At 39.3% G+C, this 24720-nt stretch carries 27 protein-coding genes; 10 read left to right on the forward strand and 17 right to left on the reverse strand.

Annotated elements, in window-relative coordinates:
- Window positions 1-77: 77 nt before the first annotated feature.
- The 7 genes from hisD to IMO47_RS04560 all read right to left on the reverse strand — a co-directional run bounded on the left by hisD (window position 78) and on the right by IMO47_RS04560 (window position 6650).
- Window positions 78-1379, reverse strand: coding sequence for a histidinol dehydrogenase (gene hisD, locus IMO47_RS04530; protein ID WP_196076050.1), 1302 nt, complete (start codon window positions 1377-1379; stop codon window positions 78-80).
- Window positions 1380-1507: 128 nt separating this feature from the next.
- Entirely contained in the window at window positions 1508-2170 is a 663-nt protein-coding gene (locus IMO47_RS04535; RefSeq protein ID WP_196076051.1) for a DUF4272 domain-containing protein, read from the reverse strand.
- 142 nt (window positions 2171-2312) lie between these two features.
- Window positions 2313-3008 (reverse strand): ATP phosphoribosyltransferase, encoded by a 696-nt coding sequence (hisG, locus tag IMO47_RS04540; protein WP_004830084.1) that lies wholly within the window; start codon window positions 3006-3008, stop codon window positions 2313-2315.
- Window positions 3008-4273, reverse strand: coding sequence for a UDP-N-acetylglucosamine 1-carboxyvinyltransferase (gene murA / locus IMO47_RS04545; protein WP_196076052.1), 1266 nt, complete (start codon window positions 4271-4273; stop codon window positions 3008-3010). Before murA ends, hisG begins: the two co-directional genes overlap by 1 nt.
- Window positions 4274-4279: 6 nt before the next feature.
- Entirely contained in the window at window positions 4280-4531 is a 252-nt protein-coding gene (gene ibaG, locus IMO47_RS04550; protein ID WP_196076053.1) for a BolA family iron metabolism protein IbaG, read from the reverse strand.
- 148 nt (window positions 4532-4679) lie between these two features.
- Window positions 4680-5021 carry a ribosome-associated translation inhibitor RaiA gene (gene raiA / locus IMO47_RS04555; RefSeq protein WP_196076054.1) on the reverse strand — a complete coding sequence of 114 codons (342 nt, stop codon included), beginning with the start codon at window positions 5019-5021 and terminating at the stop codon, window positions 4680-4682.
- A 180-nt stretch (window positions 5022-5201) separates the two neighbouring features.
- Window positions 5202-6650, reverse strand: a complete 1449-nt coding sequence (locus IMO47_RS04560; RefSeq protein WP_196076055.1) for an RNA polymerase factor sigma-54 — start codon at window positions 6648-6650, stop codon at window positions 5202-5204.
- Window positions 6651-7176: 526 nt separating this feature from the next.
- Between IMO47_RS04560 and IMO47_RS04565 the strand changes: the two genes are divergently transcribed.
- The 4 genes from IMO47_RS04565 (at window position 7177) to IMO47_RS04580 (ending at window position 10459) form a co-directional block, all read left to right on the forward strand.
- Entirely contained in the window at window positions 7177-8088 is a 912-nt protein-coding gene (locus tag IMO47_RS04565) for an amino acid ABC transporter substrate-binding protein (RefSeq protein ID WP_196076466.1), read from the forward strand.
- 91 nt (window positions 8089-8179) lie between these two features.
- Window positions 8180-9022, forward strand: a complete 843-nt coding sequence (locus tag IMO47_RS04570; protein ID WP_196076467.1) for an amino acid ABC transporter permease — start codon at window positions 8180-8182, stop codon at window positions 9020-9022.
- A gap of 2 nt (window positions 9023-9024) precedes the next feature.
- Window positions 9025-9702, forward strand: a complete 678-nt coding sequence (locus IMO47_RS04575) for an amino acid ABC transporter permease (protein ID WP_196076468.1) — start codon at window positions 9025-9027, stop codon at window positions 9700-9702.
- 13 nt (window positions 9703-9715) lie between these two features.
- Entirely contained in the window at window positions 9716-10459 is a 744-nt protein-coding gene (locus IMO47_RS04580) for an amino acid ABC transporter ATP-binding protein (RefSeq protein WP_196076469.1), read from the forward strand.
- Window positions 10460-10662: 203 nt separating this feature from the next.
- Here IMO47_RS04580 and IMO47_RS04585 read toward each other — a convergent pair whose 3' ends face one another.
- The 4 genes from IMO47_RS04585 to IMO47_RS04600 all read right to left on the reverse strand — a co-directional run bounded on the left by IMO47_RS04585 (window position 10663) and on the right by IMO47_RS04600 (window position 13164).
- A complete protein-coding gene (locus IMO47_RS04585) occupies window positions 10663-11337 on the reverse strand; it encodes a GNA1162 family protein (RefSeq protein WP_196076470.1) in 675 nt (224 codons plus the stop codon).
- A complete protein-coding gene (locus IMO47_RS04590; protein ID WP_196076471.1) occupies window positions 11334-11714 on the reverse strand; it encodes a DUF4810 domain-containing protein in 381 nt (126 codons plus the stop codon). Before IMO47_RS04590 ends, IMO47_RS04585 begins: the two co-directional genes overlap by 4 nt.
- Window positions 11715-11728: 14 nt before the next feature.
- Window positions 11729-12400 carry a CsgG/HfaB family protein gene (locus IMO47_RS04595; protein WP_196076472.1) on the reverse strand — a complete coding sequence of 224 codons (672 nt, stop codon included), beginning with the start codon at window positions 12398-12400 and terminating at the stop codon, window positions 11729-11731.
- Between the two features lie 140 nt (window positions 12401-12540).
- On the reverse strand, window positions 12541-13164 hold the full coding sequence (locus IMO47_RS04600; protein ID WP_196076473.1) for a LysE family translocator: 624 nt from the start codon (window positions 13162-13164) through the stop codon (window positions 12541-12543).
- A 400-nt stretch (window positions 13165-13564) separates the two neighbouring features.
- Here IMO47_RS04600 and IMO47_RS04605 point away from each other — a divergent pair, with 400 nt between their 5' ends.
- Window positions 13565-15184 (forward strand): oleate hydratase, encoded by a 1620-nt coding sequence (locus IMO47_RS04605; RefSeq protein WP_196076474.1) that lies wholly within the window; start codon window positions 13565-13567, stop codon window positions 15182-15184.
- A 63-nt stretch (window positions 15185-15247) separates the two neighbouring features.
- Here the strand turns inward: IMO47_RS04605 and IMO47_RS04610 are convergent, their stop codons facing one another.
- From IMO47_RS04610 to IMO47_RS04630, 5 genes are all read right to left on the reverse strand, one after another.
- Window positions 15248-15427 (reverse strand): NF038215 family lipoprotein, encoded by a 180-nt coding sequence (locus IMO47_RS04610; protein WP_196076475.1) that lies wholly within the window; start codon window positions 15425-15427, stop codon window positions 15248-15250.
- Window positions 15428-15531: 104 nt separating this feature from the next.
- On the reverse strand, window positions 15532-16092 hold the full coding sequence (locus tag IMO47_RS04615) for a hypothetical protein (protein WP_196076523.1): 561 nt from the start codon (window positions 16090-16092) through the stop codon (window positions 15532-15534).
- Window positions 16093-16150: 58 nt separating this feature from the next.
- Entirely contained in the window at window positions 16151-16912 is a 762-nt protein-coding gene (locus IMO47_RS04620) for a class I SAM-dependent methyltransferase (protein ID WP_196076476.1), read from the reverse strand.
- Window positions 16913-17011: 99 nt separating this feature from the next.
- The gene (locus IMO47_RS04625) at window positions 17012-17650 is read right to left on the reverse strand and encodes a hypothetical protein (RefSeq protein ID WP_196076477.1); all 639 of its coding nucleotides are present in this window, start codon (window positions 17648-17650) and stop codon (window positions 17012-17014) included.
- Window positions 17651-17720: 70 nt separating this feature from the next.
- Complete coding sequence (locus IMO47_RS04630; protein ID WP_196076524.1) at window positions 17721-18365, reverse strand: D-Ala-D-Ala carboxypeptidase family metallohydrolase; 645 nt, start codon at window positions 18363-18365, stop codon at window positions 17721-17723.
- Window positions 18366-18597: 232 nt separating this feature from the next.
- Here IMO47_RS04630 and IMO47_RS04635 point away from each other — a divergent pair, with 232 nt between their 5' ends.
- From IMO47_RS04635 to IMO47_RS04655, 5 genes are all read left to right on the forward strand, one after another.
- The gene (locus tag IMO47_RS04635) at window positions 18598-19146 is read left to right on the forward strand and encodes a TetR/AcrR family transcriptional regulator (protein WP_196076478.1); all 549 of its coding nucleotides are present in this window, start codon (window positions 18598-18600) and stop codon (window positions 19144-19146) included.
- A gap of 11 nt (window positions 19147-19157) precedes the next feature.
- Window positions 19158-20810 carry an MFS transporter gene (locus IMO47_RS04640; protein WP_196076479.1) on the forward strand — a complete coding sequence of 551 codons (1653 nt, stop codon included), beginning with the start codon at window positions 19158-19160 and terminating at the stop codon, window positions 20808-20810.
- A 74-nt stretch (window positions 20811-20884) separates the two neighbouring features.
- Window positions 20885-22024: an HlyD family secretion protein gene (locus tag IMO47_RS04645; protein ID WP_196076480.1), complete on the forward strand. Its 1140-nt coding sequence runs from the start codon at window positions 20885-20887 to the stop codon at window positions 22022-22024.
- Between the two features lie 124 nt (window positions 22025-22148).
- Window positions 22149-23039: a pyridoxal-phosphate dependent enzyme gene (locus tag IMO47_RS04650; protein WP_196076525.1), complete on the forward strand. Its 891-nt coding sequence runs from the start codon at window positions 22149-22151 to the stop codon at window positions 23037-23039.
- Between the two features lie 176 nt (window positions 23040-23215).
- Entirely contained in the window at window positions 23216-24415 is a 1200-nt protein-coding gene (locus IMO47_RS04655) for an NAD(P)/FAD-dependent oxidoreductase (RefSeq protein WP_196076481.1), read from the forward strand.
- Between the two features lie 26 nt (window positions 24416-24441).
- On the opposite strand, the gene IMO47_RS04660 is transcribed toward IMO47_RS04655, so the two are convergent.
- Window positions 24442-24594 (reverse strand): hypothetical protein, encoded by a 153-nt coding sequence (locus IMO47_RS04660; protein WP_196076482.1) that lies wholly within the window; start codon window positions 24592-24594, stop codon window positions 24442-24444.
- Window positions 24595-24720: the final 126 nt, after the last annotated feature.

Raw genomic sequence — 24720 nt, forward strand, 5'->3', positions numbered from 1 at the left:
ATTCTATTTTAGATAATTTCCACCCTTTTGCTTTGAGAGGAACATGTATTACATGATCAATGAGGTATTCAATTTAATTACTGGTAACGGTATCGTGCAGATCTCGCATGCGCATCCAAATCTTCTTGCTGAGCAAGAATATCTGCAGTTTTCGCAAGTGATTTTACGCCTTGCTCAGAACACATGATTAAACTTGAACGTTTCTGGAAATCATAAACACCCAAAGGTGATGAAAAGCGTGCTGTGCCCGATGTTGGCAATACATGGTTAGGACCTGCACAATAATCACCAATCGCTTCTGGTGTATAACGCCCCATAAAGATCGCACCTGCATGGCGAATCTTTTCTGACATCAACTGGGCGTCATCCAGACACAACTCCAAGTGCTCTGGCGCAACCTGATTAATTAAATCAATCGCTTCTTGACGGTTTCTCACCAAAACCAATGCACCACGATTGGCAATTGAAGTTCGCGCAATTTCCGCTTTTGGCAAAGCAGACAAATGAGCCTCAATTGCCTGCTCCACATCGTTTAAAAGCTGTTCATCTGGTGTAATAAAAATCGCCTGTGCCACAGCATCATGTTCTGCTTGCGACAATACATCCATCGCTAACCACTGGGCGTTATTCTCACCTTCTGCATAAACCAGAATCTCAGAAGGTCCAGCAATCATATCAATACCCACTTGTCCAAAAACCGCACGTTTTGCAGCAGCAACAAAACGATTGCCTGGTCCAGTGATTTTATCCACCTGTGGAATAGTTTCTGTGCCATACGCCAATGCCGCAACAGCCTGAGCACCACCAATGGTAAATACACGATGTACACCTGCCAAATATGCAGCAGCCAAGACCAAAGGATTTAATTCACCGTTTGGCGCAGGTACAACCATGATGATTTCTTTTACACCCGCAACATGTGCAGGTATGGCATTCATCAGCACAGAAGAAGGATATGAAGCCAAACCGCCTGGCACATAAATCCCAACACGATCTAAAGGTGTCACTTTTTGACCGAGGGTGTTGCCCAACTCATCAATATAAGTCCAACCTTCTTGTTTTTGTGCTTGATGAAATGAACGAATGCGTTGTGCCGCCATTTCCAAGGCTTCGCGGATTTCAACAGTTAAGCCTTCAAATGCTGCTTTTAATTGGGTTTGTGACAGTTCTAAATCTGAAAATTGATGCGCTGGATGTCGATCGAACTGTTGAGTGAGTTTTAATACATGTGCATCGCCATGCTGACGCACATCTGCAATAATTTGGTCTACTGTTTTTAAAAGCTCAGGATCACTCACTGTTTCAAAAGCTAACAAGTCAGCAAAGACTTGTTTAAAGTTCTGCTCTTGAGTCGATAAACGTCGCATCAATTTACCCACAAGGTTGTTTAAGAAAGATTTAGTTTACCTTGTTTTGAACATCTTGTGGGCAAAGATCACATGGTCAATTCAACTTAGTTTGATAGAAAAGTCTGATGAGGAATTCTGCTGATCAGACAAAATCTGATTTAAGTACTCACATCTGGATAATCCCAGTCGCTTTCAGCCTGAATTAGCCAATTCAATGCACCGTGTCGTTCAACCACAACCGATGAGTTTAGATTCGCAGGCGCTTGTTGTTGTTTTAAACGTGCATCGACACATGCCCAGTCATAACGATAAATTAAATCTGCTTGATCTAAAATTTCGTCAATCTCCCGTAATTTTACTTTTGCCATAAATGCCTCAAATGTTTCACAAGAGGTCACCGCCTGAATCGCAAAATCACAATCAATAATATGATCAGGATAGCTCAGCTCATCCACGATGCCTAAAGCCCATAACAAAATCCAATAGGCTTCATATTTCCAAACCATATTGACAACATCTTGTTCGGAAGCATCACGATTTAAAATCGCCCTTTCTTTTTCGGTCAATTCGCCCAAAACTTGCATCTTTTTTAAAATATCAAATACAAATTCCTGAGTTTCATCATCGTATTGATCATTGTTTAGATCACAGGCCACCTGAATTACCCATAAACAAGCAATCGCTCGTTTTGCAATTTCTTCGGCGGTACGCATTTGCGCTTCTTCCACAGACTCGATCACAGGTAAGTGATCAATATGTGGAATTAAATTTTGTTTAAGGTTCTGAATAGATTCATTTTTACGTTGTTGAGGCGTTTTCATCTGAGCATTTGTATATGAATGACTATGATGTTTTATCATAAACAGAATTTTCGTTATGCCATAATTTATTAAAATTTTGATTACAAAAAAAACACCACGCTCGTAGAGTGGTGTTTTTTGATTGTGTATTGACTGGAGGGTGCTACTTTTGCTGTTCACGCTCTTCCACTGCTTTTTCAAGCTGTGCAAGAATGGGATTTAATAAAGTTTGCTTACGCTTAAAGCTTGCTTTGTTCACAATCAAACGTGAAGACACTTTGCAAATTTCTTCCAAAGGCTCTAAACCATTGGCACGTAAAGTATTGCCAGTATCCACGACGTCTACAATATAATCACCCAAACCCACTAAAGGCGCCAATTCCATTGAACCATAGAGTTTAATCACATCCACTTGCTCACCTAGGCTTGCATAGTATTGACGAGTTAAATTCACATATTTTGTGGCAATTTTTAAACGCCCTTTAGGACGCACCATCCCCACCTTACCTGCAGTCATTAACTTACAATTGGCAATTTTTAAATCTAATGGTTCATAGACATTTTGAGCGCCATGCTCCATTAATACATCTTTACCTGCTACACCAATATCTGCTGCACCATTTTCAACATAAGTGGGCACATCAGAAGCACGTAAAATTAAAATACGGACTTGTTTATGTGTGGTTGGGAAAATCAACTTACGCGATTTATCTGGATCTTCCAGTAAGTTAATCCCCGCCGTTTCAAGTAAAGGAAGCGTTTCTTTAAGAATACGCCCTTTACTCAATGCCAAAGTCAAACCATGATCAAAATTGCCCATAACGTCAAAATTTGGATCATCGTTTCTCATATCGCTCATTAACTTGTCTCGCTCACTCGCTTAATTTGGGCACCCAGACCTTGTAATTTTGCTTCGATATTCTCATAACCACGATCAATATGATAAATACGATCAACAATGGTTTCGCCTTCAGCAGCCAATGCAGCCAAAACCAAAGAGAACGAAGCACGCAGGTCGGTTGCCATTACAGGTGCAGCAGATAGTTTTTCTACACCTGTTACAATAGCATCATTACCTTCAACCTGAATATTTGCACCCATACGTGCCAATTCAGGAACATGCATAAAACGGTTTTCAAAAATCGTTTCGGAAATTGTTGCAAAGCCACGGCCAATTGCATTTACAGCCATAATCTGTGCTTGCATATCTGTCGGAAATTCGGGATGAGGCAAGGTACGGAAACTGACTGCTTTTGGACGCTTGCCCATCATATCAAGCTCAATCCAGTCTTCACCACGGGTTACTTCAGCACCCATTTCTTCAAATTTATCTAAAACTGATTCAAGCAGATTCGGGTCAGTATGGGTGGTTTTCACTTTCCCCCCAGTGATTGCCGCTGCCGCTAGATACGAACCCGTTTCAATTCGATCTGCAACTACTGAATATTCACAGCCGTGCAAGCTTTCAACACCAGTAACGACCAGAGTATCCGTATCCAAACCTTCAATTTTTGCGCCCATTTTAATCAGCATTTGCGCTAAATCTGTAATTTCAGGTTCGCGTGCAGCATTACGAATCGTCGTAACCCCATCAGCCAAAACAGCTGCAGTTAAAATATTTTCAGTTCCACCTACCGTCACCATATCAAAGACGACTTCACCGCCTTTTAAGCGACCATCAACTTTAGCATGAACATAACCTGCTTCGACCTCAATCTGCGCACCTAAAGCTTCCAACGCTTTTAAATGCTGGTCTACAGGGCGTGAGCCAATCGCACAACCACCTGGAAGTGAAACTTTCGCACTGCCATAGCGCGCCAATAATGGACCAAGCACCAAGATTGATGCACGCATAGTTTTGACCAGTTCATAAGGTGCAAATTGATTGTCTAGCGTAGCGGTGTCGGCAATGACTGTTTCGCCCTCATAATTCATGGTGACGCCAAGACCACCAATCAATTTAACCAAGGTACGAACATCTTTTAAATTTGGGACATTTCTTAAAGTAATAGGCGTATCTGCAAGAATCATTGCAGCCAATAAAGGCAAGGCCGCATTTTTTGCACCCGAAATGCGTACTTCACCTTCGAGTTTTACACCGCCTTGAATGACAAATTTATCCATTGACGCTTAAGCTCCAAACATACTGGCTTTGCGCCATTCTTCTTTAGTCATTGCACGAATAGTGACCGCATGTACCTCACCACTAGCAATATAACTGTTAAGTGGTGCATAAACAGCTTGTTGACGAGGAACAGGACGTTTTCCTTCAAATTGATCATCGACAATACGGATATCAAATTTACCTGCTTGTCCACTGACAGCAACCTCAGCATCAGGAAAAGCTGCTTTTAAAATTTCAGTGAGCTGTTCACTATTCATTGCATCGACCTCTTTATAGGACTGACAGTGTAAAAACTGGCTATTTTACTATAACTCACTAAAATAATTCATTAGCTGGTACAAAAAATATAGATAAAAAAAAGAGGTATTTTCAACCTCTTTCTAAAATGCTTAAAAATATTGAAGCTTAACTTGCTAAAATATTCATCGGCTGGTAATCCAACTGCATTTTGCGATGCTTATCTAATTGTCTTTTTAATTTATCAGTCAGCTTAGTAATGGCATTATACATATCGTCCGCAGTTGCTTGTGCAAAAAGCTCAATCCCGGGCAAACGGACAATTGCTTCCGCAATATGATTTGCACTGCCTTTTTTTGATCTTTTGTCTAATTGATGATCTTTACTTAATTTCACCTGCATACTGTTTACTTGGTCAATATGCTTTGTCATCTGTGAGAATCTATCTCGTATATTTTCTTCTATCGCAGGTGTAATGGTTAAATGATGTCCACGAATTGTAATTTGCATAGCTTCATCCCTCTCCTTTTATAGGAATATGAAAGTCATAACCAAAACGATCCCATGACAGAATTCACCAAGGAAAAAACTGTGCTGAATATCATGCAATCATTTAAGTTACTCCAAAAGACAAACAAGCGATTCATTATTTCGTCATAATGAATCATTAGAATAGCCACACTTTAAAAACTAGATCAAGACTTTTCTGTCTGATGATGATGGAATATGTAACGATTCACGATATTTTGCGACAGTACGTCGCGCAACATCGATTCCATCCTCTTTCAACAAATTGGCAATCGTATTATCAGACAATGGCTTACGAGGATTTTCATCTGCCACCAATTTTTTAATTTTGGCACGAATTGCCGTGGATGATGCTTCACCGCCAGAAGTAGTCCCCACATGACTTGAAAAGAAATATTTCAACTCAAACAAACCAAGTGGGGTCAACAAAAACTTATTGGTCGTGACTCGCGATACTGTTGATTCGTGCAATTCAACTTCTTCTGCAACATCTCTCAACACCAAAGGCTTCATGCCTTCTGCACCAATTTCTAGAAACTCACGCTGATGCTGAACGATACAGCTGGCAACTTTTAATAACGTTTTATGACGCTCATCTACACTTTTGATAAAGTTTTTAGCTTCCAACATTTGATTACGCAAATATTGGTTGTCATCACTTTGATCAGCACGCTTGATCATGCCTGAATAGAAAGAGTTGATTCTCAACTTTGGCAAAACATCTGGATTCAGTTGAACATGCCAGTGATTATTCTTTTTGGAAACCACCACATCAGGAATTTGATAATCTGATTCTTTTTGCTCAAACTCTGCCCCTGGATAAGGCTTCATGGTTTTCAGCAGTTCAATTGCTGATTTCAATGACTCAGCATTCAAACCTGTCTGTTTAATCAATTTATTGAGATCATTGCTGACCAAAAGCTCATAATGTTTTAATAACATGAGAGCTTCTTTTCTAAATAGAGTGTGAGCAGGTAAAGCCTCGATTTGCACAAATAGACATTCTGCAAGATTACGTGCGCCAATACCTATCGGTTCAAGCCGCTGGATATACTTCAAGACCACCAGAACCTCGTCTTCTTCAACTTCAATGTCATAGTCCATTTGCTGTAGCAAATGTTGGACAGAACTGACGATTTCATCGACATCTGCTTCCAAAAAACCTTTTTCATCAAGCGCATCGACAATACAGTAGGCGATCAGTTTATCGACTGGGGAAAAATGCAGTAAATTCACTTGCCCCAGCATATGCTCTTTTAATGATGCATTTGAATGGCGGTTATCTTCACGATCTTCAAACTCTGGACGCTCCATTGCAGTAGATTGATGGGTATATACGTCATCCCAATCGGTATCTACAGGCAACTCATCAGGTAAATGATTGGCATTTAAAGCATCGGAAAGCTCATACTCTTGTTGTTCTTGTTGTACGCTTTCCAAACTTTCATGTGTTTCTTCTTCAACTTTTTCAAGCAAAGGATTACTGTCCAGTTGAATTTGAATTTCCTGTTCAAGTTCTAAACTCGATAGTTGCAGCAATCGAATGGCTTGTTGCAGTTGCGGCGTAAGCGACAACGAGTTTGCAACTTTTAATCCAACCGATAACTTCATACCTTTACTTCCTCACAGTGCTTCATTTCACTTTGTTCTGCTTCAATAAATTAAGCAAAATTCATGCCTATTCATTTTTTATACCACAGTAAAGAGGGGACGACTAGCAAAAAAAATGAATAGATTACATAAAAATATTTATTATTTATAAGCTAAAGTTAAATTTTAAAAATGTATTATTTTTATGAACAACTTACCAAATTGTCAAAGTTAGGAATTGGTGAAATAGACATCAAATATCTAAATATAGATTAAAAAACTATAAGCAAAAATAAATGAGCTTAGGGCTATTTATTTCAAAATATTTAAATAAAATAGGTTTCGCTTTGTGATACCAATCACATTTCTAGTTTTGCTAAATTTATTATTTTTATCCTTTACTTATTGGAATAGTGAGTATAAAAATAATGATATAAAGAAATATGATGGATCATTCTTTCAAGGAAAAGCATTGGCACGATAACTGCTTAATTTAAGGACAAGCACTATTGTAATGCCAAAATAATCATGTAATGGAGAACTCAAAATGACACAATCAACTAAAGCACTATCAAAAAAGGTATTTACCACTGCACTTGGCGTACTTATGGCAGGTGGCGCTTTTTCACAAGTTCAAGCTGCTGATACTTTGGCAAAAATCAAGCAATCAGGAAAAGTCATCATTGGTTATCGCGAGTCTTCGGATCCAATTTCCTATGTTGTTGGCGGCAAGCCTATGGGCTATGCTGTTGATATTTGCAACAACTTTGCCAATGAACTGAAAAAAACTCTCAAAATGCCTAACCTTAAAGTGGAATATAAGGCAGTTACCTCATCAACACGTATTCCAGAAATGTTGGCAGGTAATATTGATATGGAATGCGGTACGACAACTAACTCTGTTCAACGTCAACAACAAGTGAGCTTCTCTACCAACTACTATGCTACAGAAGTACGCATGGCAGTAAAAGCAAATGCACCAATTAAATCAATTGCAGATTTAAATGGTAAAGCTGTCGTGACGACTCAAGGAACGACTTCTGATAAATACATCAAAATGGGTGAAAAAGGTGAAAAGGTCAACGTAAACAATGTTTACGGTAAAGATCATTCTGATTCATTTGCAATGGTGGCTTCAGGACGTGCTGCAGCATTTGTTATGGATGACAATATTCTTGCAGGTCTCATTGCTAAATCTTCAAATCCGAAAGACTTTAAAATTGTAGGTCCAGTACTTTCATCTGAACCTTACGGCATTATGCTTCCTAAAGGTGATGCAGCATATAAGGCAATTGCGGATAAAACTGTCACCACAATGTGGAAAAACGGTCAAATGGCTGCTTTATATAAAAAGTGGTTCCAGTCTCCAATTGCACCCAAAAATGTGAACTTAAATATGCCAATGAGTTCATCATACTTAAAACTTAAAGCCAACCCTACAGACGCTGGCATTAACTAATCCCGTGCTCAAATCACAGCTTATAGATCAGGCTTAAAGCAAAGTCTGGTCTATAAGTTTTTTACAAAATTAAAAATACAAAGGAGCACACATGTCAGTAGGCTCACTTAACTGGACAGCATATTGTCTCCCCTCAAATGAATATAGTTTGGACAAGGCTGCATGGGCTGAATCCGTCTGTAAAGCTATAGGTGGTGAAAGTTACTCTCCTGTTGCTGATGCACCAACATGGTTACAACTGTTAGGTTCAGGTGTCTGGACCATGGTTTGGACTGCGGTACTTGCATTTTTTATCGCTTTCCTCCTGGGTTCGTTAATCGGAATCTTACGCACGATTCCAAACAAGCCCCTTGCATTTATTGGCACCTGTTATGTCGAACTGTTTCGAAATATTCCACTGATTGTACAACTCTTTTTCTGGGCATTCGTGTTTCCAGAACTACTTCCACTCAGCCTAAGCACAGGAAGTGGTGAAATGGTTCATGGTGGATGGTGGCAAAATATTCTCAATGACAAGCCAGCAGTAGTTGGTGTATTCGCTTTGGGTCTATACACTGCTGCCCGTATTGCAGAACAAGTTCGCTCAGGAATCAATACTGTTTCCAGAGGTCAAAAAAATGCAGCTTTTGCGATTGGTCTCACCCAAAGCCAAAGCTATCGTTATGTCATTCTTCCTGTTGCATATCGAATTGTATGGCCAACACTCACTTCCGAAGCAATGAACATTTTCAAGAACTCTGCCGTGCTGTATGCACTCAGTGTTTTAAACTTCTTTGCTTATACCAAAACGATGCGAGAAGAAACATCACAAGATATTGTGATCCTTATTCTTTCAACACCAGTCTATTTGGTCATTACCTACACCATTAAGCTCATCATGGCGTGGATTGAAAAACGAATGGCTGTTCCTGGTCTTGGTTCAGGAGGTAAATAGTCATGGATTTTAGTATTTTACAAAATCAGGATGTGATTCAAACACTGATTGCAGGGTTTAAGTTTACCGTTACTGTGACGATTTTATCTATTATTGGTGGAATTCTGATTGGCACACCTTTAGCCATGATGCGTTTATCCAACAATACAGTCGCCAGTAATTTTGCTAAAGCATATGTTGACTTTTTCCGTGGCGTTCCACTGATTCAGGTCATTTTTATTTTCTATTTTTTATTGCCAAAGTTCTTTGAGTTTCAATCTGATACCTATTATGGACCACTCTTTTCAAGTGTGGTGACCTTTGCAATTTTTGAAGCTGCATTCTTTTCAGAAATTGTTCGTTCAGGTATTCAGTCTGTCTCAAAAGGTCAAGTCAATGCAGGTTATGCCTTAGGCTTCACTTATGGACAAACCATGTCCAATGTCGTACTGCCTCAAGCATTTAGAAATATGCTGCCTGTTATATTGACTCAATCTATCGTACTTTTCCAAGATGTCTCATTGGTATATGTGATCAGTGCGCCAGACTTCCTAGGCAATGCAAATACTTTAGCAAATACTTACGGTGCTGAAACCAAAGCAACATTCTACCTTATTGTAGCAGTTGTTTATTTCTGTATCTCCTTTGCGCTTTCTAGACTTGTGAAGCGTTTACATCAAAAAATAGCAATAATTCGTTAATTGGAGAATCAATATGCCAATGATAGAAATACAGCATATCTCAAAATGGTATGGAGATTTTCAGGTTCTCACAGATTGCACCACATCCATTGAAAAAGGTGAGGTTGTGGTGGTTTGTGGACCATCTGGTTCTGGAAAATCTACACTGATTAAGACAGTCAATGCATTAGAACCATTTCAAGAAGGCAATATTATTGTTGATGGAACAGCGCTCAAAGATTCAAAAACTGATCTCGCCCAGTTTCGCTCTCGCGTAGGCATGGTATTCCAACACTTTGAATTGTTCCCGCATATGACCGTTTTAGACAACTTGACCATTGGACAGGTCAAAGTACTGAAACGTTCTAAATCGGAAGCTGAGAAAAAAGCTTTACAATACTTAGATCGTGTGGGTTTAGCAGCACATAAAAACAAATTCCCCGGACAGCTGTCTGGTGGTCAGCAACAACGTGTTGCGATTGCACGTGGTTTGTGCATGGATCCAGTATGTATGCTATTTGACGAACCGACTTCTGCACTTGATCCAGAAATGGTTGGAGAAGTTCTTGAAGTCATGAGCCAACTTGCAAAAGAAGGTATGACCATGATGTGTGTAACCCACGAAATGGGCTTTGCACGAAAAGTCTCGTCACGAGTGATTTTCATGGATCAAGGTAAAATTTTAGAAGACTGCGCAACCGATGACTTCTTTAATAAGCCAGATGAGCGTCATGAAAGAACCAAGTTTTTCTTAGATAAAATTTCCATGGTGCATTGATATATTGTTCTTGTTGAAAAATAAAACCCCAATTTAAATTGGGGTTTTAGAATCTGGAGACATTTCAAAAATGGCTTGCGTTGTAGGCTGAAATTGAGCATGTCTGAATTTCGTATTGGCGTCTAGTCTCGCCTAAAAACATACGTAGTCGCGAACATAGACGAATCATCAACAGACTCTATCAATTGCGGTCAAATAAATCGTTAAGGTTTTACTGTATTTTGAGTAAAGTTTGGCGATCTTGGTCCGTACAGCAAGCCTTTTTGCTGGTTTAAATTAGGTGAATACAACTGCGAACTCACCACACCGGATAAGGCGTAAGCTTTATCAGACAAGTGATTAGAAATCTGATCCACCACAGCACCTACTAAAGCCCCCAGTAAACCTGCGTTGCTATTATCATTGGATTGTTGAAGCCGTTCCCCACCTTGCCAAAGTAGCGTTCCAGATGCGAGGTCCACCAGCTTTGCTTCTACAGCAACTGTAGAAACAGATTGAATCACCTGATATTTAGAGCCATATTCGTTGACTTTAATATACAGTGCAGCATCTGCCCCAAAAATCTCTTTTAACTTCTGGGGAGCTACAGCTTGTGCATCAAACCCATTGGTGATCCCATTCTCTTTAAACATGGTATCCACCACAGAAATCGGAAACACATAATAACCTGCCTCAGCAACTGGAAGTGTCACTGTTGACCAGTATCCATAAGTCGCACGCGTATCAGGTGAATTATTAATTGGTGGCAGTACCAAAATCGACTTGGGTTGATGCGCATGATATGCAGCCAAATCTCGATGGGCTTTTGGGGCTACAGCGCAGCCAGTAAAAAGCATTCCGAAACAGCTTAAAGTCAGCAATTGCCTCATTTTCTTCATGGCGTTTTAACCTCAGCAGATCGAGTGGTCATTTTCTGAAGTAAACGATCCATCAATACTGTAGACTCAGGATAAACTTGACGCTCCAATTCAAAATATTCAACTGCACGAGGCGCATTATTGATATTCAAGTTTAATAATCCCAAATGTGCATATAAACCAGGCGGTACTGCTTCGTTTCTGGCTTTTGCTTTTTCAATATCTTTTTCAAGCAGCGAAATTTGTTGCTGCGGTGATGTCTTTTCAGGAGTACTCAACATCAGGTAGGTTTGTTGAGGAAATTCTCCCCAACGGTATAAAGGCTTTGGTCCAGATGAAGCACAACCGACTAAACTGAAGGTTGCCAAACAACTGATCAAGAATAAAACAATTTTCATGGGTTGATTCAAACCTATTGTGTTGACCACTTATTGGTTTGAATATCACTCACAAGATTATTGACCGCTTCACGAACAGCCAAATCTAAAACCTTGCCATTGAGTGTTGAGTCATATGATGCTGTTGATCCAAAACCTAAAACTTCCCGTTCACTAAGCGCATATTCACCTGCCCCCTGCACAGAATGTACAACTTCAGCAGTTTTTACATCCACCACATTGATATTGACTTTTGCATACGCAATCTGTGTCTTGCCACGACCAAGTAAACCAAATAATTGATGATCACCTACTTCTTTACGACCGAACTCTGAAACATCTCCAGTCAGTACGAAACGTGCACCTTTAATCGCTTGAGAAGACTGACTAAATCCAGCTTCTTGCTTTAATTCAGAGAGATTCTCTCTATTCAATACAGAGAAGTATCCTGTTTGCTGTAAATGCGTCTCTAAAATGGTTTTTGCCTGTCCACCCAAACGGTCAACATTGTCAGAAAAAATGCCACGCATATAGCTTGAGCGATTATCAAATTTACCAATTGAAATAGGCGTTTTAACTCCAGCATATTTAATTGTTGTCGTTGCAGCAGTCACTTGTGGTGCCTGAATCGTTTTAGAGGTTTCAGTCGTCGAACAAGCAGTCAACGCTACCGCATTCAAGGCAGCAATAAGTAATATTTTTTTCAAGGTTACATCTCTCTACGGTCTAAGCCCTTATAATTTGCAAGCCGATTATAACAAGCAAACAGCGTTTTAAATAATTAATTTAATTCACAAAATAATCATGCTTGAGTTAAATACTTAATTTTCATGGAACAATCACTTGATTATTTCAGTCCAAAAATTAACTTCAGACCCAGTACAGTCATTACACCGCCCGCCACTCGATCAAATAGTTTTTTAAATTTTAAATATACACGGCGCGGCTTTTCTGCAGACAATGCAACCGCAACTAAGGAATACCAGCCGACATCGATAAAAAAACACAAAATGGGTAAAACAAAATAATAATAAGTTGGAATTTCTTTGGGTAAAAGTGCAGTAAAAATACTCGCCAAAATAATGGCGATTTTAGGGTTACTCAACTGTGTGATTAATCCCAGACGATAAGCGTGTTGATAACTCATACCCAATGCAGAACCACCTGCCTGTTCAATTGGGTCTTTGGCATGTTTAATAATTTTATAAGCCAGCCAAAGTAAATATAGTCCGCCACAAATTTTTAACATGATATATGCAGAGGGTACAGCCAATAAAATCGCCTGTAAGCCCATGACAGCTAGAAGACCAAACAGTGCAGCACCTGTTCCAGTTCCCAGTGCTGTAAATAACCCGTGCTTACGAGAAATCGCAATTGAATTTTTAGCGACATACACAAATGTAGGACCAGGACTGATTGCACCCAACATCAATGCTAGCGCAATAGAGCCTAAAATCAATAACGATTCCAAGTGTTACCTCGTCACAAAAAGTATTTAAAGAAAGCTTATTTTAAGCTACAAGGGTTTTTTGAAGATACAAAAAAAATGATTATTTCATTATGAAGTTTTTCTATAGTTCAAAACGATAGCGATTTCATCTATACACTTCTATACAGTTGTGAATTATTCTCAAATACAATAGCTTCGACTAAATTTAGAGCAAAAACTCAATAAAAAATTATTTTTCAATAACTTGAATCATATCAAAAAATTAATAGATCGTATTGAGACATCCTGAAAAACCATAAGACTGAAGATTTTAATCACAAAAAATAACTTCCCTTTTCACTCTTTTTTAAGATATAAAAACCCATAATAAAACTATGGTTTTAATTTATACATCATCAAAATTTCACATTCAGGGGTAAAAATGAACAACTATAAACCTAATCATTTAGATGCTAAACAAGCACATCTTTGGATTGTTGGCGGTGGAATCGCAGGTATGGCTGCTGCTGCATTTGCGATCCGCGATGCCAAGGTTCCTGCTGAAAATATTCATATTCTGGAAGAACTGGATGTATCTGGTGGATCTATGGATGGTGCCCACACCCCCAATACCTCTCAAGCATGGGTCACGCGTGGTGGACGTATGCTGACTGATGAAACCTATTTGTGTTTATGGGATTTGTTTTCCAGTATTCCCGCTTTAGAAAATCCTGATATTTCTGTTCGTGAAGAGTGTCGTGAATTTAATGAACAGGTTAAAACTCATGCCCAAGCGCGGTTGATCAATGCACAACATGTGATATCCGATGCATCCAAACTGGGTTTAAATACATTACATCGTGCACAAATGTTACGTTTATTGGCATCAAAAGAAGAAAAAATTGGAAGTCGTCGTATAGATGAATTTTTTGATGAAACATTCTTTGAAACAAATTTCTGGCGTATGTGGCGTACTACATTCGCTTTCCAAAAATGGCATAGTGCAGCAGAACTGCGCCGCTATTTTTTACGCTTTATTCAAGAACTCCCTCGTATTCACACACTTGCAGGGGTAAAAAGAACCAAATACAACCAATATGACTCAATGATTTTACCGTTACAGCGCTGGTTGGTAGAGCAAGGTGTCGATGTTCGCTTTGGGCATTATGTGACTGAGGCTGATTTCCAAACAGATGATAACACCTCAGAACGACGAGCAACGCGCCTATATGTCAACCTTCCGGAAGGTACCGAGCAAATTGATCTCAAAGACCATGATCTGGCGATATTTACTTTAGGTTCGATTACAGCAGACTCCCGTTATGGTGGCAATGATGATGTACCGGCACTCATTCGCGATCGTCAAGATCATGGCTGGACGTTGTGGGAAACTTTGGCAAAAAAAGCGCCTGATTTTGGTCGCCCAATGACCTTTTATGGCAACATCGACGAGCATAAATGGGAATCTTTCACGCTGACTATGCATGATGATGTACTGTTAAATCGCATTATTGAATATACCGGTAATCAACCAGGCACTGGTGCATTGATGACTTGGTTTGAGTCTGGTTGGCATTTATCTATTGTTGTACCAGCCCAACCTCATTTTGCTGATTTACCTGAAGGCACATTTACACTTTGGGGTTATGGTTTTCAAATTGATCAAAATGGAGATTACATCAAAAAACCAATGTCCCAAGCCACAGGCAATGAAATCCTCACTGAATTGATCCAACAACTTGGCTTTAACGATATTCTCGAACATGTATTGGCTCATACCACAGTGACAACAGCAATGATGCCTTATGCATCGGCCTTATTTGCTTGTCGTAAGCCTGGAGATCGCCCTCAAGTGATTCCTCACGGCGCTAAAAACTTTGCATTCCTAGGGCAATTCGTTGAAATTGAGGATGATGTTGTATTCACTGTTGAATATTCAGTTCGTGGCGCCATGATTGCAATTTATGAGTTTTTTGGTGTAGAACGTGAAATCCCTGATATCTATAATGGTCTACTTGATCCAAAAGTCGGCTTAAAGGCATTAGAAACCGTCTTTCATTAAGCCGGTTTAATTCAGCCCGTATATCAACTTTGGTATACGGGCTGAAAATTCTTGCATCAAAACTTATGGTTGTAGTTCACTGGATGTATCACGAGCAGTTAAACGGTAATCTTTTTCATATACAGGCATTCCTGCAATATGAATGGAACGAACTTCAGTCTTGGTCGGTGTGGGAGGCTTTTTTTCGCATCCAACTAAAAACGCCACCAATATTACACTCAAACCCACGGATAGCTTTTTCATAGCATCTCCTCTACTTTTTGTTTTATTTATCTTTTGAGCATAACAGTTCTGTCTAAAAAAACAGCTTTTTTTTATTTCAAATGTTTTCTAATGCTTTAAGCACTTTATTCTTTACAAGGTTGATTCAGATAGGCACTTATATCTTCAGCATTTTTATTGGAATAACGATAATTAAACCGCCCTCTTTCATCAAATTTCATATCACTAAAGTACTGCGAAGCATCCACCCATACAGATTCGGCTTGCGGATATTCATTTGGTTTTAGTTGTATTTTACTATGGGTTTTCGAGCCAAACATTTTCTGAAAAACTATTGCAGGCGTATCTCTAAATTCAAAGCGGGCGATACACCCCGTCTTTTTATCTACCGCAACAACATCATCCAAGGCTTGAACCAGACCATCTTTTGAAATAAACAGGCTATGATGAAGATTAAAAGTATAGCCATAACTTAAATGCAAAAAATCGCTGGTCTGATGTTCAAGATTCAAACCTCGCTCCCAATCCACCACCAAAGGTAGTCTGTAACGGTCACCTTCATATAGCACAAAATCACAATGCTTATTCGTATCCTCATCGCATGTTTCCTGAACAACAGAAAACTGCCCAATGTTTGCCACAGTATGATGGATTGGTTCAGCATCGCTATTCACTGTAAAAAGCATCAGGATCAATATCATGACAAAAGATCGATTGGTTGTTATTTTTAACATGATTTATTCATCAAATTTTACTCAATACCAAATATACCGTTTCACTGGTGAATGTGCCATCTTCCTGAATTTGATAATATGAGCGTACTTGATCGGATATTTTGGATTGCAAATAACGGATCGTATGGATGCCCTCTTCAGGTGTTTGCATCCGCTCTACCCAACTCTGAAAATTTAACACTAAACTTTGTTTCTCAATGATTTCGATTTTAAAGCCTGCCTGTTCAACAAAAGCCATCCATTCTGACAAATTATAGTTTCGAACATGGCTGGGATCACGGATCGTTTCAATGGTTTGAATAAAGGTATCTAAAATAGGATTGGCGTTACCAATAATATCAAACATGATCACTTTGCCATTCACACGCAATACCCGGTAAATTTCATGGAGTGCCTGCGTGATATTTTGCCAATGATGTGCAGAATAACGACTGATCACACAATCGAAATGCTCAGCAGGAAAATCCAATTGCTCTGCTGCACCCACCTGCCCTATGACATGATCAAATCCCTTTTGTTGAGATTGCGTGGTCACAAGATTGACCATTTCAGGCGTAATATCATAGGCAATCACTTGCTCAGTGAATGCTGCAATCTGATAAGTGACATGCCCACCACCACAGCCTAGGTCCAAAACTTGCTTGAATTGATGCTGTTGGATTAAATTTTGCATTTTTTTAAACTCAATGCCTTGAGCATGTACTTTACTATTTAAGTATGCTTCTGATTTATTTTGATATTGTGTCTGATTAACTTGCTGTTGAGTGGTCATTGCAGTGTCCTTCTTGTTGAATAGAACTACAATAGACAACTCAATTAAAAAATAAAAATGATGTATTTTGATTAAATAAATAACTTTATTTTATCAATATTAACTCATGATAACCCGATAATCAGACTGACAAGGGCTTTGAATGATAACATCCTGTACTCCCATCTCGTTTCCGATCTTAATATTATAGTTAAATGAGAAATCACCGTTATCATTAAAATTTGCAGTACTCGGATAGCTGAACTGTTTGAATTGAGGCACTTTATTATTGAGCACTAAACGAACTCGAAAATCAGGAACACTATAAAAAACCAATGAATTTGGCATATTCTTTAAATTTGATTCATAGGTGACGAAACAGCTCTGTGAACCATTCATGGCAAGAAAACTGCCATAATCTTTTTGCTGGTTTTTATCATTTACCACCATGAGATTATGGTCACCCCCTGTAGCCCCCATCAGAAAACCCATCAAGTATGGATTGAACTGATAAACATGTGCAGTTTTACTCCATTGTTCAAGCAATACCTGACGCTTCCCTTTCGCGTCATACAGTACATAATCACAGGTATAACGATTCTTAGCACATGATTCTACTTTAATTTTTACCTTTCCTGCATGTCCCAATATCTGATCCTGTTCAGTATCCACTTCGACAGCGGCATTACTCTGTGCAAAAATCGAACCACTGGTTAAAATACTGATTACAAACAAACTCTTCTTTATTTTTTTCAACATAAAAATTTTCCGGCATCTAAGCATTTTTCAAAATATAACCCGTTGATCATGCTTGATTTTTAAAATCCGATCACTCACTTTTTAAACATGGTGAACTTTTCGACTTGTGGTCTTTCCCCCAGGTTCGAAAGCCTTGGGTATCAATATGGTAACGGTTATTCCCATATACCCCTAATCCCATTTTATAGTTTTTGCCTTCCACTTTCCAAAAATGGCACATTTTTTTAACCAACATTTCGCGATCACTTTCAATTGTTTCTTTAGGAGACAAGATGTGAAAATCTACAGCATAATTATTTAAATGCTTGCTTTTCCCAGCACCACCGACACAGTGATTTAGTTCAGGTGCACGATAGATCGCTGAGATTGTATAGGTTTTAAAATATCCATTGCGATTTAACTTTTCCACCAGTTGCAAACTACTCACCACGTTTTTCCAATAAGCTTTAGGAGGAATGGCAAAACGTTTGGAATAGCAGCGTTCAGGCATATAATTTCGAGTCGTGGTGAGTTCCATTAAGCTCGGCGGATGTTTTAAATACTGAGACATAAATTGATAGTAATCCGCTAGTAAACGGGGGTCTTGTTGAGCCTTCCACAGCTTGAACTGCTGTTCGATTTGTTGCTCTGATGCTTTTTTTGAAGATGATGAATGTTCTGCATTTTTTTCAGATGGTACACAGCCATTCAAAGCCGCGAAACTGATACAGCCCATGATGAATATTAATTTAGAATTTTTCACAATGACAGCACACGTATTGTTTTATTTTATAAACTGAATAAATCAAAAACTGGATTTAGGATATTTATGATTTCTATCACAAAGATATTCTAACCAATCCCATCTTTGATAACCGCTCACTTTACAAAAAATCACACAGATAATGATTTACAACGGACAAAAATGTCCGTTAAATATCACTATAAAATTAACACCCTCTCAAGCTATGCGAAAACGCCAACAACTGGCAGCACAAAATCGTGAAGATTTACTCGATGCCGCCCTTACTATTTTCCGTAAACAAGGGATTCGTGCGCCTTTACAACTCGTGATTGATCAGGCAGGAGTAGGCAGAGCCACTTTTTATCGTAATTTTCAAGATCGTCGAGAATTGGTGATTGCGTTAATGGAACAAGCTTTGACTCGTTTAGATGAACGGGCAAAAAGTTTTTCCCAATACCCCGATGGTTTGATTCGCCTGATTCGAAATCATGTTGAAAATTTGCCCTATCTGACTGCATTAATGGAATATTGGCGTGTGATAGATCGTAACGACCCTGTCATGGTGGATATCTACCAACGGCGAGATGCGATTTTACAACCGTTGATTGACCAAGCCATTACACATCAAATTTGCCGCCCAGATCTCACCCCCAAAGACTATGCACTGATTACCGGAATTTTGCGTGCTTCATTTCAAGGTCTGACGGATGAAGAACAAGTTCAACTTGCCACAAGAGCTGTAGATTTGCTGATTGATGGTATCAAGGCGTAATTGGGACAGTTATGGATAAATCACCACGTATACTTGAACCGGCACCCGATTGGACGCCTGAAGAACGTCCAACCTTGCCTGGATCTCCTGCAGTTATTGCACATCCAACTTATAAGAAACTGATTTACTTTTTTATTGGGTTATTTGTGGCAATTTCAGGAAGTTTAAGTAATGGATTTATTACTGCAAACCTCCCCTTGATCCAAGGTGAATATTCACTCACGCCATCTGAAGCTGCATGGATTCCTGCTGCTTATGTGATGGCAAACATCAGCTCCAACATGATTTTATTTAAAGCAAGACAACAATATGGTCTTCGGCTTTTTTCAGAAATCGGGTTGATTTTGTTCATCTGTGTTTTGGTTTTACACATTTTTGTTCATACTTTTGAAATGGCACTGTTTGTCCGTGTCATCAGTGGTCTCGTTGCAGCACCGCTCAGTTCACTGGGTATGTACTACATTATGCAAGCCTTTCGACGAGAAAATTTTGGTCGTGGAATTTATCTTGCGCTGGGCTTCCAACAGTTGGGAATTCCGCTGGCTTGGATCATTTCTCCTTCACTGGTCGATGTGAATGACTGGGTGGTGTTATATACCTTTGAACTGGGTTTAGCGATCTGTTGTTTGGCAATGGTGGTGTCTTTAAAGTTACCCCGCAGTTTAAGAATTGAAGTATTTGAAAAGCAAGATTTCTTGACCTTTGCCTTATTAGCTCCGGGATTTGCCTTACTCTGTATCGTACTTAGCCAAGGTCCTATTCTTTGGTGGTTTGAAGTCAAGTGGTTGGGATATGCCCTCATTGCAGGATTTAGCTTAATCATGATTGGCTTGACCTATGAACATTACCGGGTTAATCCATTGATTATTACCCGTTGGCTGGGTTCAGCGAGCACACTAAAATTCGTGTTTGGTGCTTTGGCAATTCGTTTGCTGATGTCAGAGCAAAGTTATGCAGCGGTAAATTTCTTAAAGACCATGGGCATGGGTCCAGATCAGTTCGTTACACTTTATAGTGTGATTTTTTTAGGCATTGCGTCGGGTACAGTTTTTAGCGCACTGACCTTTAAACGTGAGCGAATTTCATGGCATCTGGTTGGTGCAGTGATTTTGGTTCTGATCGCTTGTGCTTTGGATTATCACCTCACCAGTGATGTACGTCCAGAAAACTTCTATCGCAGTCAGTTTATTGTGGGTTTTGCCAGCGGTATGTTTATTGGTCCTTTATTATTGACGGGTTTTATCAGTGTCTTACAAAAAGGTCCAACGCATATGGTTACTTTTGTGGTGCTGTTCTCGGCTACACAAAGTTTTGGCGGTTTAATTGGAAATTCATTTTTTTCAACCTATCAACAATTGCGTACCCAAAATTACCGAGCAGAAATAGTCAGCGATTTATCTCCAACAGACCCGCTTGTTGTACAGCGCCTCGCCTTATATCAACAAGCAGCCAATAAATATACAATTGATAATACTTTGGAACAGAATCAAGCTTATCGTAATCTTAATCAGATTGTGACACGTGAAGCTCAGGTACGCGCATACAACGATGTGATTGCATTAAATGGAATATTCGCCATTTTACTGCTGATTTGGAGTAGTTTAAATATTACATGGTCACGTTACCAACTCAAAAAACAGCAACTGGCCCTCAATAGCAGCTAGACAACGCTCATGATTTTTTATCGATTAAATACCCATGACGTCATTCTATGCATTAAAAATATTTGAGAATTCTTATGTCACAAGATCAAAAACCAACTGAAACGGCAACGCCTGCACCTGCACCTGCACCTGCACAGCAGACATCAGGAGCAACTGTAACGCCACCGCCATCAAGTAAATTAATTCCTACAGCCAAAAGAACATTGTTGATTATGTTTTTGGTATTGCTGGTGGGGATTGCGGTGATTATGCGTGCTTGGAAAATTGGTCCGTTTGACAGTGCAGTAGAGTCAACCGACAACAGCTATATCAAAGGTAAAACCACTGTTCTATCTTCGCAAATTAATGGTTATATCAAAGATGTCCTAGTCACCGATTTTGATCATGTCAAAAAAGGTCAGCCGTTAATGCATATTGATACCACCACCTATGATCAGAAAGTTACTCAGGCTGAAGCGGGTGTTGACCAGGCCAACACGACTTTAGCCAATCAAAGCCAAGCCATTGAACAGCGCAAAGCGGATATCGTCGCAGCACAGGCCAAAGTTGAACAAGCCAGAGCAAGCTATGAGTTATCTACAGCACAACTTCGTCGTTATCAACAACTGGGCAACAGTGGTGCGACCTCTAAAACCGAACAAGACAAAGCCGCAGCAGATGTAAAAAATAATTTGGCATTATTAAAGCAGGCTGAGGCAAACGTTTTAGTCGCTCAAGAGGCCTTGAAAACAGCACAAGTTGCTGAATCTGGACTTAAAGCACAAGTCACCAATGCCAAAGCACAATTTGACCAGGCAGTGACCACTAAAGACTACAGTATTATTTCAGCACCGATGGATGGACAACTTGGAGAAGTAACACCGCGTGTTGGACAATATGTTTCAGCAGGAACACAGTTGATGTATCTGATTCCACAACAGACCTGGGTGATTGCCAACTTTAAAGAAACTCAAATCGCGGATATGCGTATTGGACAGAAAGCAAGCTTTACTGTGGATGCAATGAAGCATCAAAAATTTACTGGACACGTTGAACAAATTTCACCGGCTGCCGGTGCTGAATTTAGCGTATTGAAACCAGACAACACTACAGGAAACTTCACCAAAGTTGTGCAGCGCATTTCAGTGCGGATTGCAATTGATCCAAATCAAAAAGGTTTAGAGTTCTTACGACCAGGAATGTCTGTAGTGACTTCTGTCGATACACAATCCTAGTTGATGCTGGCGACCGAATGGCGTTTCGCAGAGTATGTTTACTCAAATCTTTATTCCTTGACAGATTTGAGTAAACTAACCTGTAAATACATTTCCCTTTACGAAAGATTTGCTCAAGATGACGATGTTTGATCCCATTGCCCAAACAATTTCTGATCAGCACTTAGATTTAGATTATTCTGTGCAACTCACGGTTAGGCGTCTTGACCAAATTCATCCAAACATTTCAGGCAATAAATTTTTTAAACTTAAATATAATTTTATAGAAGCTCAGCGTCTTGGCTTTAAAAAAATTCTGACTTTTGGTGGCGCATATTCCAATCATATTGCTGCAACAGCGTATGCAGCACAATTCTTCGGCTTTGAAAGCATGGGAATTATTCGTGGAGAGGAATTAGCCAATAAAACGTATAACCCCACCCTCAAGCTTGCCCAACAAATGGGCATGGATTTAAAATTTGTTTCACGTGAAAATTATAAGCTAAAGCAAGATCCTGAGTTTAATCAGCAACTCCAAGTAGAGTATCCCGATAGTTATATAATTCCTGAAGGCGGTACGAATGGCTTGGCGATACAAGGCTGTCAAGAAATTTTAAATCCTCATGATTATACTCAGTATGATGTAATCTGTTGTGCTGTAGGGACAGGTGGAACAATTGCAGGCATTATTGAAAGCAGCGCGCCTAAACAACATATTCTTGGCTTCTCGGCACTAAAAGGTGATTTCCTTAAACAGGATATTCAGCAGTGGACACAGCGGACCAATTGGTCACTCACAGATGCCTACTGTTGCGGTGGTTATGCCAAGACAACACCTGAATTACTGTGCTTTATTGAAAATATTGAGCAACAATTTCAATTGCCGCTGGAACATATTTATACAGGCAAAATGTTCTACGGCGTTTTTGATCTGATCTCTAAACATTATTTTGCTGAAAATACTCGCATACTCCTGATCCACAGTGGGGGCTTACAAGGTCGATTACAAAAAATCTCGATCAATCAAAAAAAGTGATGTGTCATCATTATATTGATAATTTCAGTGGCTTTGACAGAAGCGAGAAACAGAACTGTTGGATAATGTCTCGCATATAACCAGATAAAATAACTCTCATTCTTACTGAATAATTGTTCTGAAAATTCATCTAAATTTGTCTATAATCCCCTGCTGATCATTATCATGAGTGTGTTATGTCTTCGAGCCAATACGATGTTGTAGTCCTTGGTGCAGGTGCTTCAGGTTTAATGCTTGCAGCCAAAGCTGCTGCACGTGGACGTAAAGTTTTGGTCGTTGAGAAAGCCAACAAAGTGGGTAAGAAAATTCTCATGTCCGGTGGTGGAAAGTGTAATTTCACCAACCTCTATGTTGAGCCTGATCATTTTATTTCACATAATCCTCATTTTGTTATCTCAGCCCTTACACGTTATACCAATTGGGATTTTATTGGTATGGTTTGTGAATACGGTATCGACTATGAAGAACGTAAACATGGGCAGCTGTTTACCCTGAATGGTGCCAAAGAAATTTTAGCCATGCTGCTCAATGAATGTGAAAAAACCCATCTGGTCGACATCAAAACCAGTTGCGAAGTCAAAGGCATTACATGTAGCGCAGAGGATCATTTTCAGGTTGCAACGAGTCTCGGCTATTTTCAAGCGCAATCCGTTGTGGTTGCTTCGGGTGGTTTATCCATACCCACTTTAGGTGGGTCAGGGATTGGCTATGAAATTGCCAAACAGTTTGGTCACCACATCTTCCCAACACGAGCAGGCTTGGTTCCTTTTACTTTCTCCGATCAATTTAAAGAAGTGACAACACGCCTAAGTGGTAACGCAGTCGAAGCAACACTATCCAACGATCTCAACAGTTTTACTGAAGCCCTGCTGTTTACCCACCGTGGTTTAAGTGGTCCAAGTTCGTTACAACTGTCCAATTACTGGAATGCAGGACAAACCTTTAATATCGATTTTCTACCGAGTCTCGAATTATTTGATTTTTTCAAGGCAAAAAAACAAACTCAAGCTAAAGTTTTGCTGAGAACTTTATTGACTGAACATTTACCTAAAAGTGTAGTGCTTGAATTACAAAATCTGATTTGGTCAACATGGGCAGAAACAGCAATTGGACAATTAAGCGATGAAAAGCTTGAACATATCGCCAAGCAATTACATCAATTCGAAGTTAAACCTTCCGGTACAGAGGGCTATCGAACAGCTGAGGTCACTTTAGGTGGAGTGGATACTACTGAGGTTTCTTCCAAAACCATGGAAAGTAAAAAGCAAAAAGGTTTGTTTTTTATTGGTGAAATTCTGGATGTCACTGGGCATCTCGGTGGATTTAATTTTCAATGGGCATGGGCTTCAGCACATGCCGCATCTGAATATGTTTAAACCCTCTACACTTGGAGTTTATCCATTTACTCCAAATAGTCTGTTTGAAATAAAATAAGTTGGTTTTGGATTTGCTGTTTTTGGGTAACGCGTTGAATCGCCAAATCCATACGATTCTGTCGGTCTTTTCTAGCAAATAAAGACTGATGAATTTTTTGAACAAAATGGATTAATTTCATTTCTATTTCCTTTAAAAATGACTTTTATTCAGCTCGATTGATGTTTTACTTCTTACATATGAATGACTTGAATTTAGACAATAAATCAGTCGATGTCTATCTTTTTTCAAGAAAAAACATCATATA

Source organism: Acinetobacter sp. Res13-Abat-PEC15-P4-01, from assembly GCF_015676285.1.
Classification (GTDB): Bacteria; Pseudomonadota; Gammaproteobacteria; order Pseudomonadales; family Moraxellaceae; genus Acinetobacter; species Acinetobacter nematophilus.

Excerpts from the sequence above, each read along its gene's own strand:
- IMO47_RS04535 (WP_196076051.1), bottom strand. The coding sequence starts at position 2,170 with ATGAAAACGCCTCAACAACGTAAAAATGAATCTATTCAGAACCTTAAA.
- hisG (WP_004830084.1), bottom strand. The coding sequence starts at position 3,008 with ATGAGCGATATGAGAAACGATGATCCAAATTTTGACGTTATGGGCAAT.
- murA (WP_196076052.1), bottom strand. The coding sequence starts at position 4,273 with ATGGATAAATTTGTCATTCAAGGCGGTGTAAAACTCGAAGGTGAAGTA.
- ibaG (WP_196076053.1), bottom strand. The coding sequence starts at position 4,531 with ATGAATAGTGAACAGCTCACTGAAATTTTAAAAGCAGCTTTTCCTGAT.
- raiA (WP_196076054.1), bottom strand. The coding sequence starts at position 5,021 with ATGCAAATTACAATTCGTGGACATCATTTAACCATTACACCTGCGATA.
- IMO47_RS04560 (WP_196076055.1), bottom strand. The coding sequence starts at position 6,650 with ATGAAGTTATCGGTTGGATTAAAAGTTGCAAACTCGTTGTCGCTTACG.
- IMO47_RS04565 (WP_196076466.1), top strand. The coding sequence starts at position 7,177 with ATGACACAATCAACTAAAGCACTATCAAAAAAGGTATTTACCACTGCA.
- IMO47_RS04570 (WP_196076467.1), top strand. The coding sequence starts at position 8,180 with ATGTCAGTAGGCTCACTTAACTGGACAGCATATTGTCTCCCCTCAAAT.
- IMO47_RS04575 (WP_196076468.1), top strand. The coding sequence starts at position 9,025 with ATGGATTTTAGTATTTTACAAAATCAGGATGTGATTCAAACACTGATT.
- IMO47_RS04580 (WP_196076469.1), top strand. The coding sequence starts at position 9,716 with ATGCCAATGATAGAAATACAGCATATCTCAAAATGGTATGGAGATTTT.
- IMO47_RS04585 (WP_196076470.1), bottom strand. The coding sequence starts at position 11,337 with ATGAAGAAAATGAGGCAATTGCTGACTTTAAGCTGTTTCGGAATGCTT.
- IMO47_RS04590 (WP_196076471.1), bottom strand. The coding sequence starts at position 11,714 with ATGAAAATTGTTTTATTCTTGATCAGTTGTTTGGCAACCTTCAGTTTA.
- IMO47_RS04605 (WP_196076474.1), top strand. The coding sequence starts at position 13,565 with ATGAACAACTATAAACCTAATCATTTAGATGCTAAACAAGCACATCTT.
- IMO47_RS04610 (WP_196076475.1), bottom strand. The coding sequence starts at position 15,427 with ATGAAAAAGCTATCCGTGGGTTTGAGTGTAATATTGGTGGCGTTTTTA.
- IMO47_RS04615 (WP_196076523.1), bottom strand. The coding sequence starts at position 16,092 with ATGCTTTTTACAGTGAATAGCGATGCTGAACCAATCCATCATACTGTG.
- IMO47_RS04620 (WP_196076476.1), bottom strand. The coding sequence starts at position 16,912 with ATGACCACTCAACAGCAAGTTAATCAGACACAATATCAAAATAAATCA.
- IMO47_RS04625 (WP_196076477.1), bottom strand. The coding sequence starts at position 17,650 with ATGTTGAAAAAAATAAAGAAGAGTTTGTTTGTAATCAGTATTTTAACC.
- IMO47_RS04630 (WP_196076524.1), bottom strand. The coding sequence starts at position 18,365 with ATGGGCTGTATCAGTTTCGCGGCTTTGAATGGCTGTGTACCATCTGAA.
- IMO47_RS04635 (WP_196076478.1), top strand. The coding sequence starts at position 18,598 with ATGCGAAAACGCCAACAACTGGCAGCACAAAATCGTGAAGATTTACTC.
- IMO47_RS04640 (WP_196076479.1), top strand. The coding sequence starts at position 19,158 with ATGGATAAATCACCACGTATACTTGAACCGGCACCCGATTGGACGCCT.
- IMO47_RS04645 (WP_196076480.1), top strand. The coding sequence starts at position 20,885 with ATGTCACAAGATCAAAAACCAACTGAAACGGCAACGCCTGCACCTGCA.
- IMO47_RS04650 (WP_196076525.1), top strand. The coding sequence starts at position 22,149 with ATGTTTGATCCCATTGCCCAAACAATTTCTGATCAGCACTTAGATTTA.
- IMO47_RS04655 (WP_196076481.1), top strand. The coding sequence starts at position 23,216 with ATGTCTTCGAGCCAATACGATGTTGTAGTCCTTGGTGCAGGTGCTTCA.
- IMO47_RS04660 (WP_196076482.1), bottom strand. The coding sequence starts at position 24,594 with ATGAAATTAATCCATTTTGTTCAAAAAATTCATCAGTCTTTATTTGCT.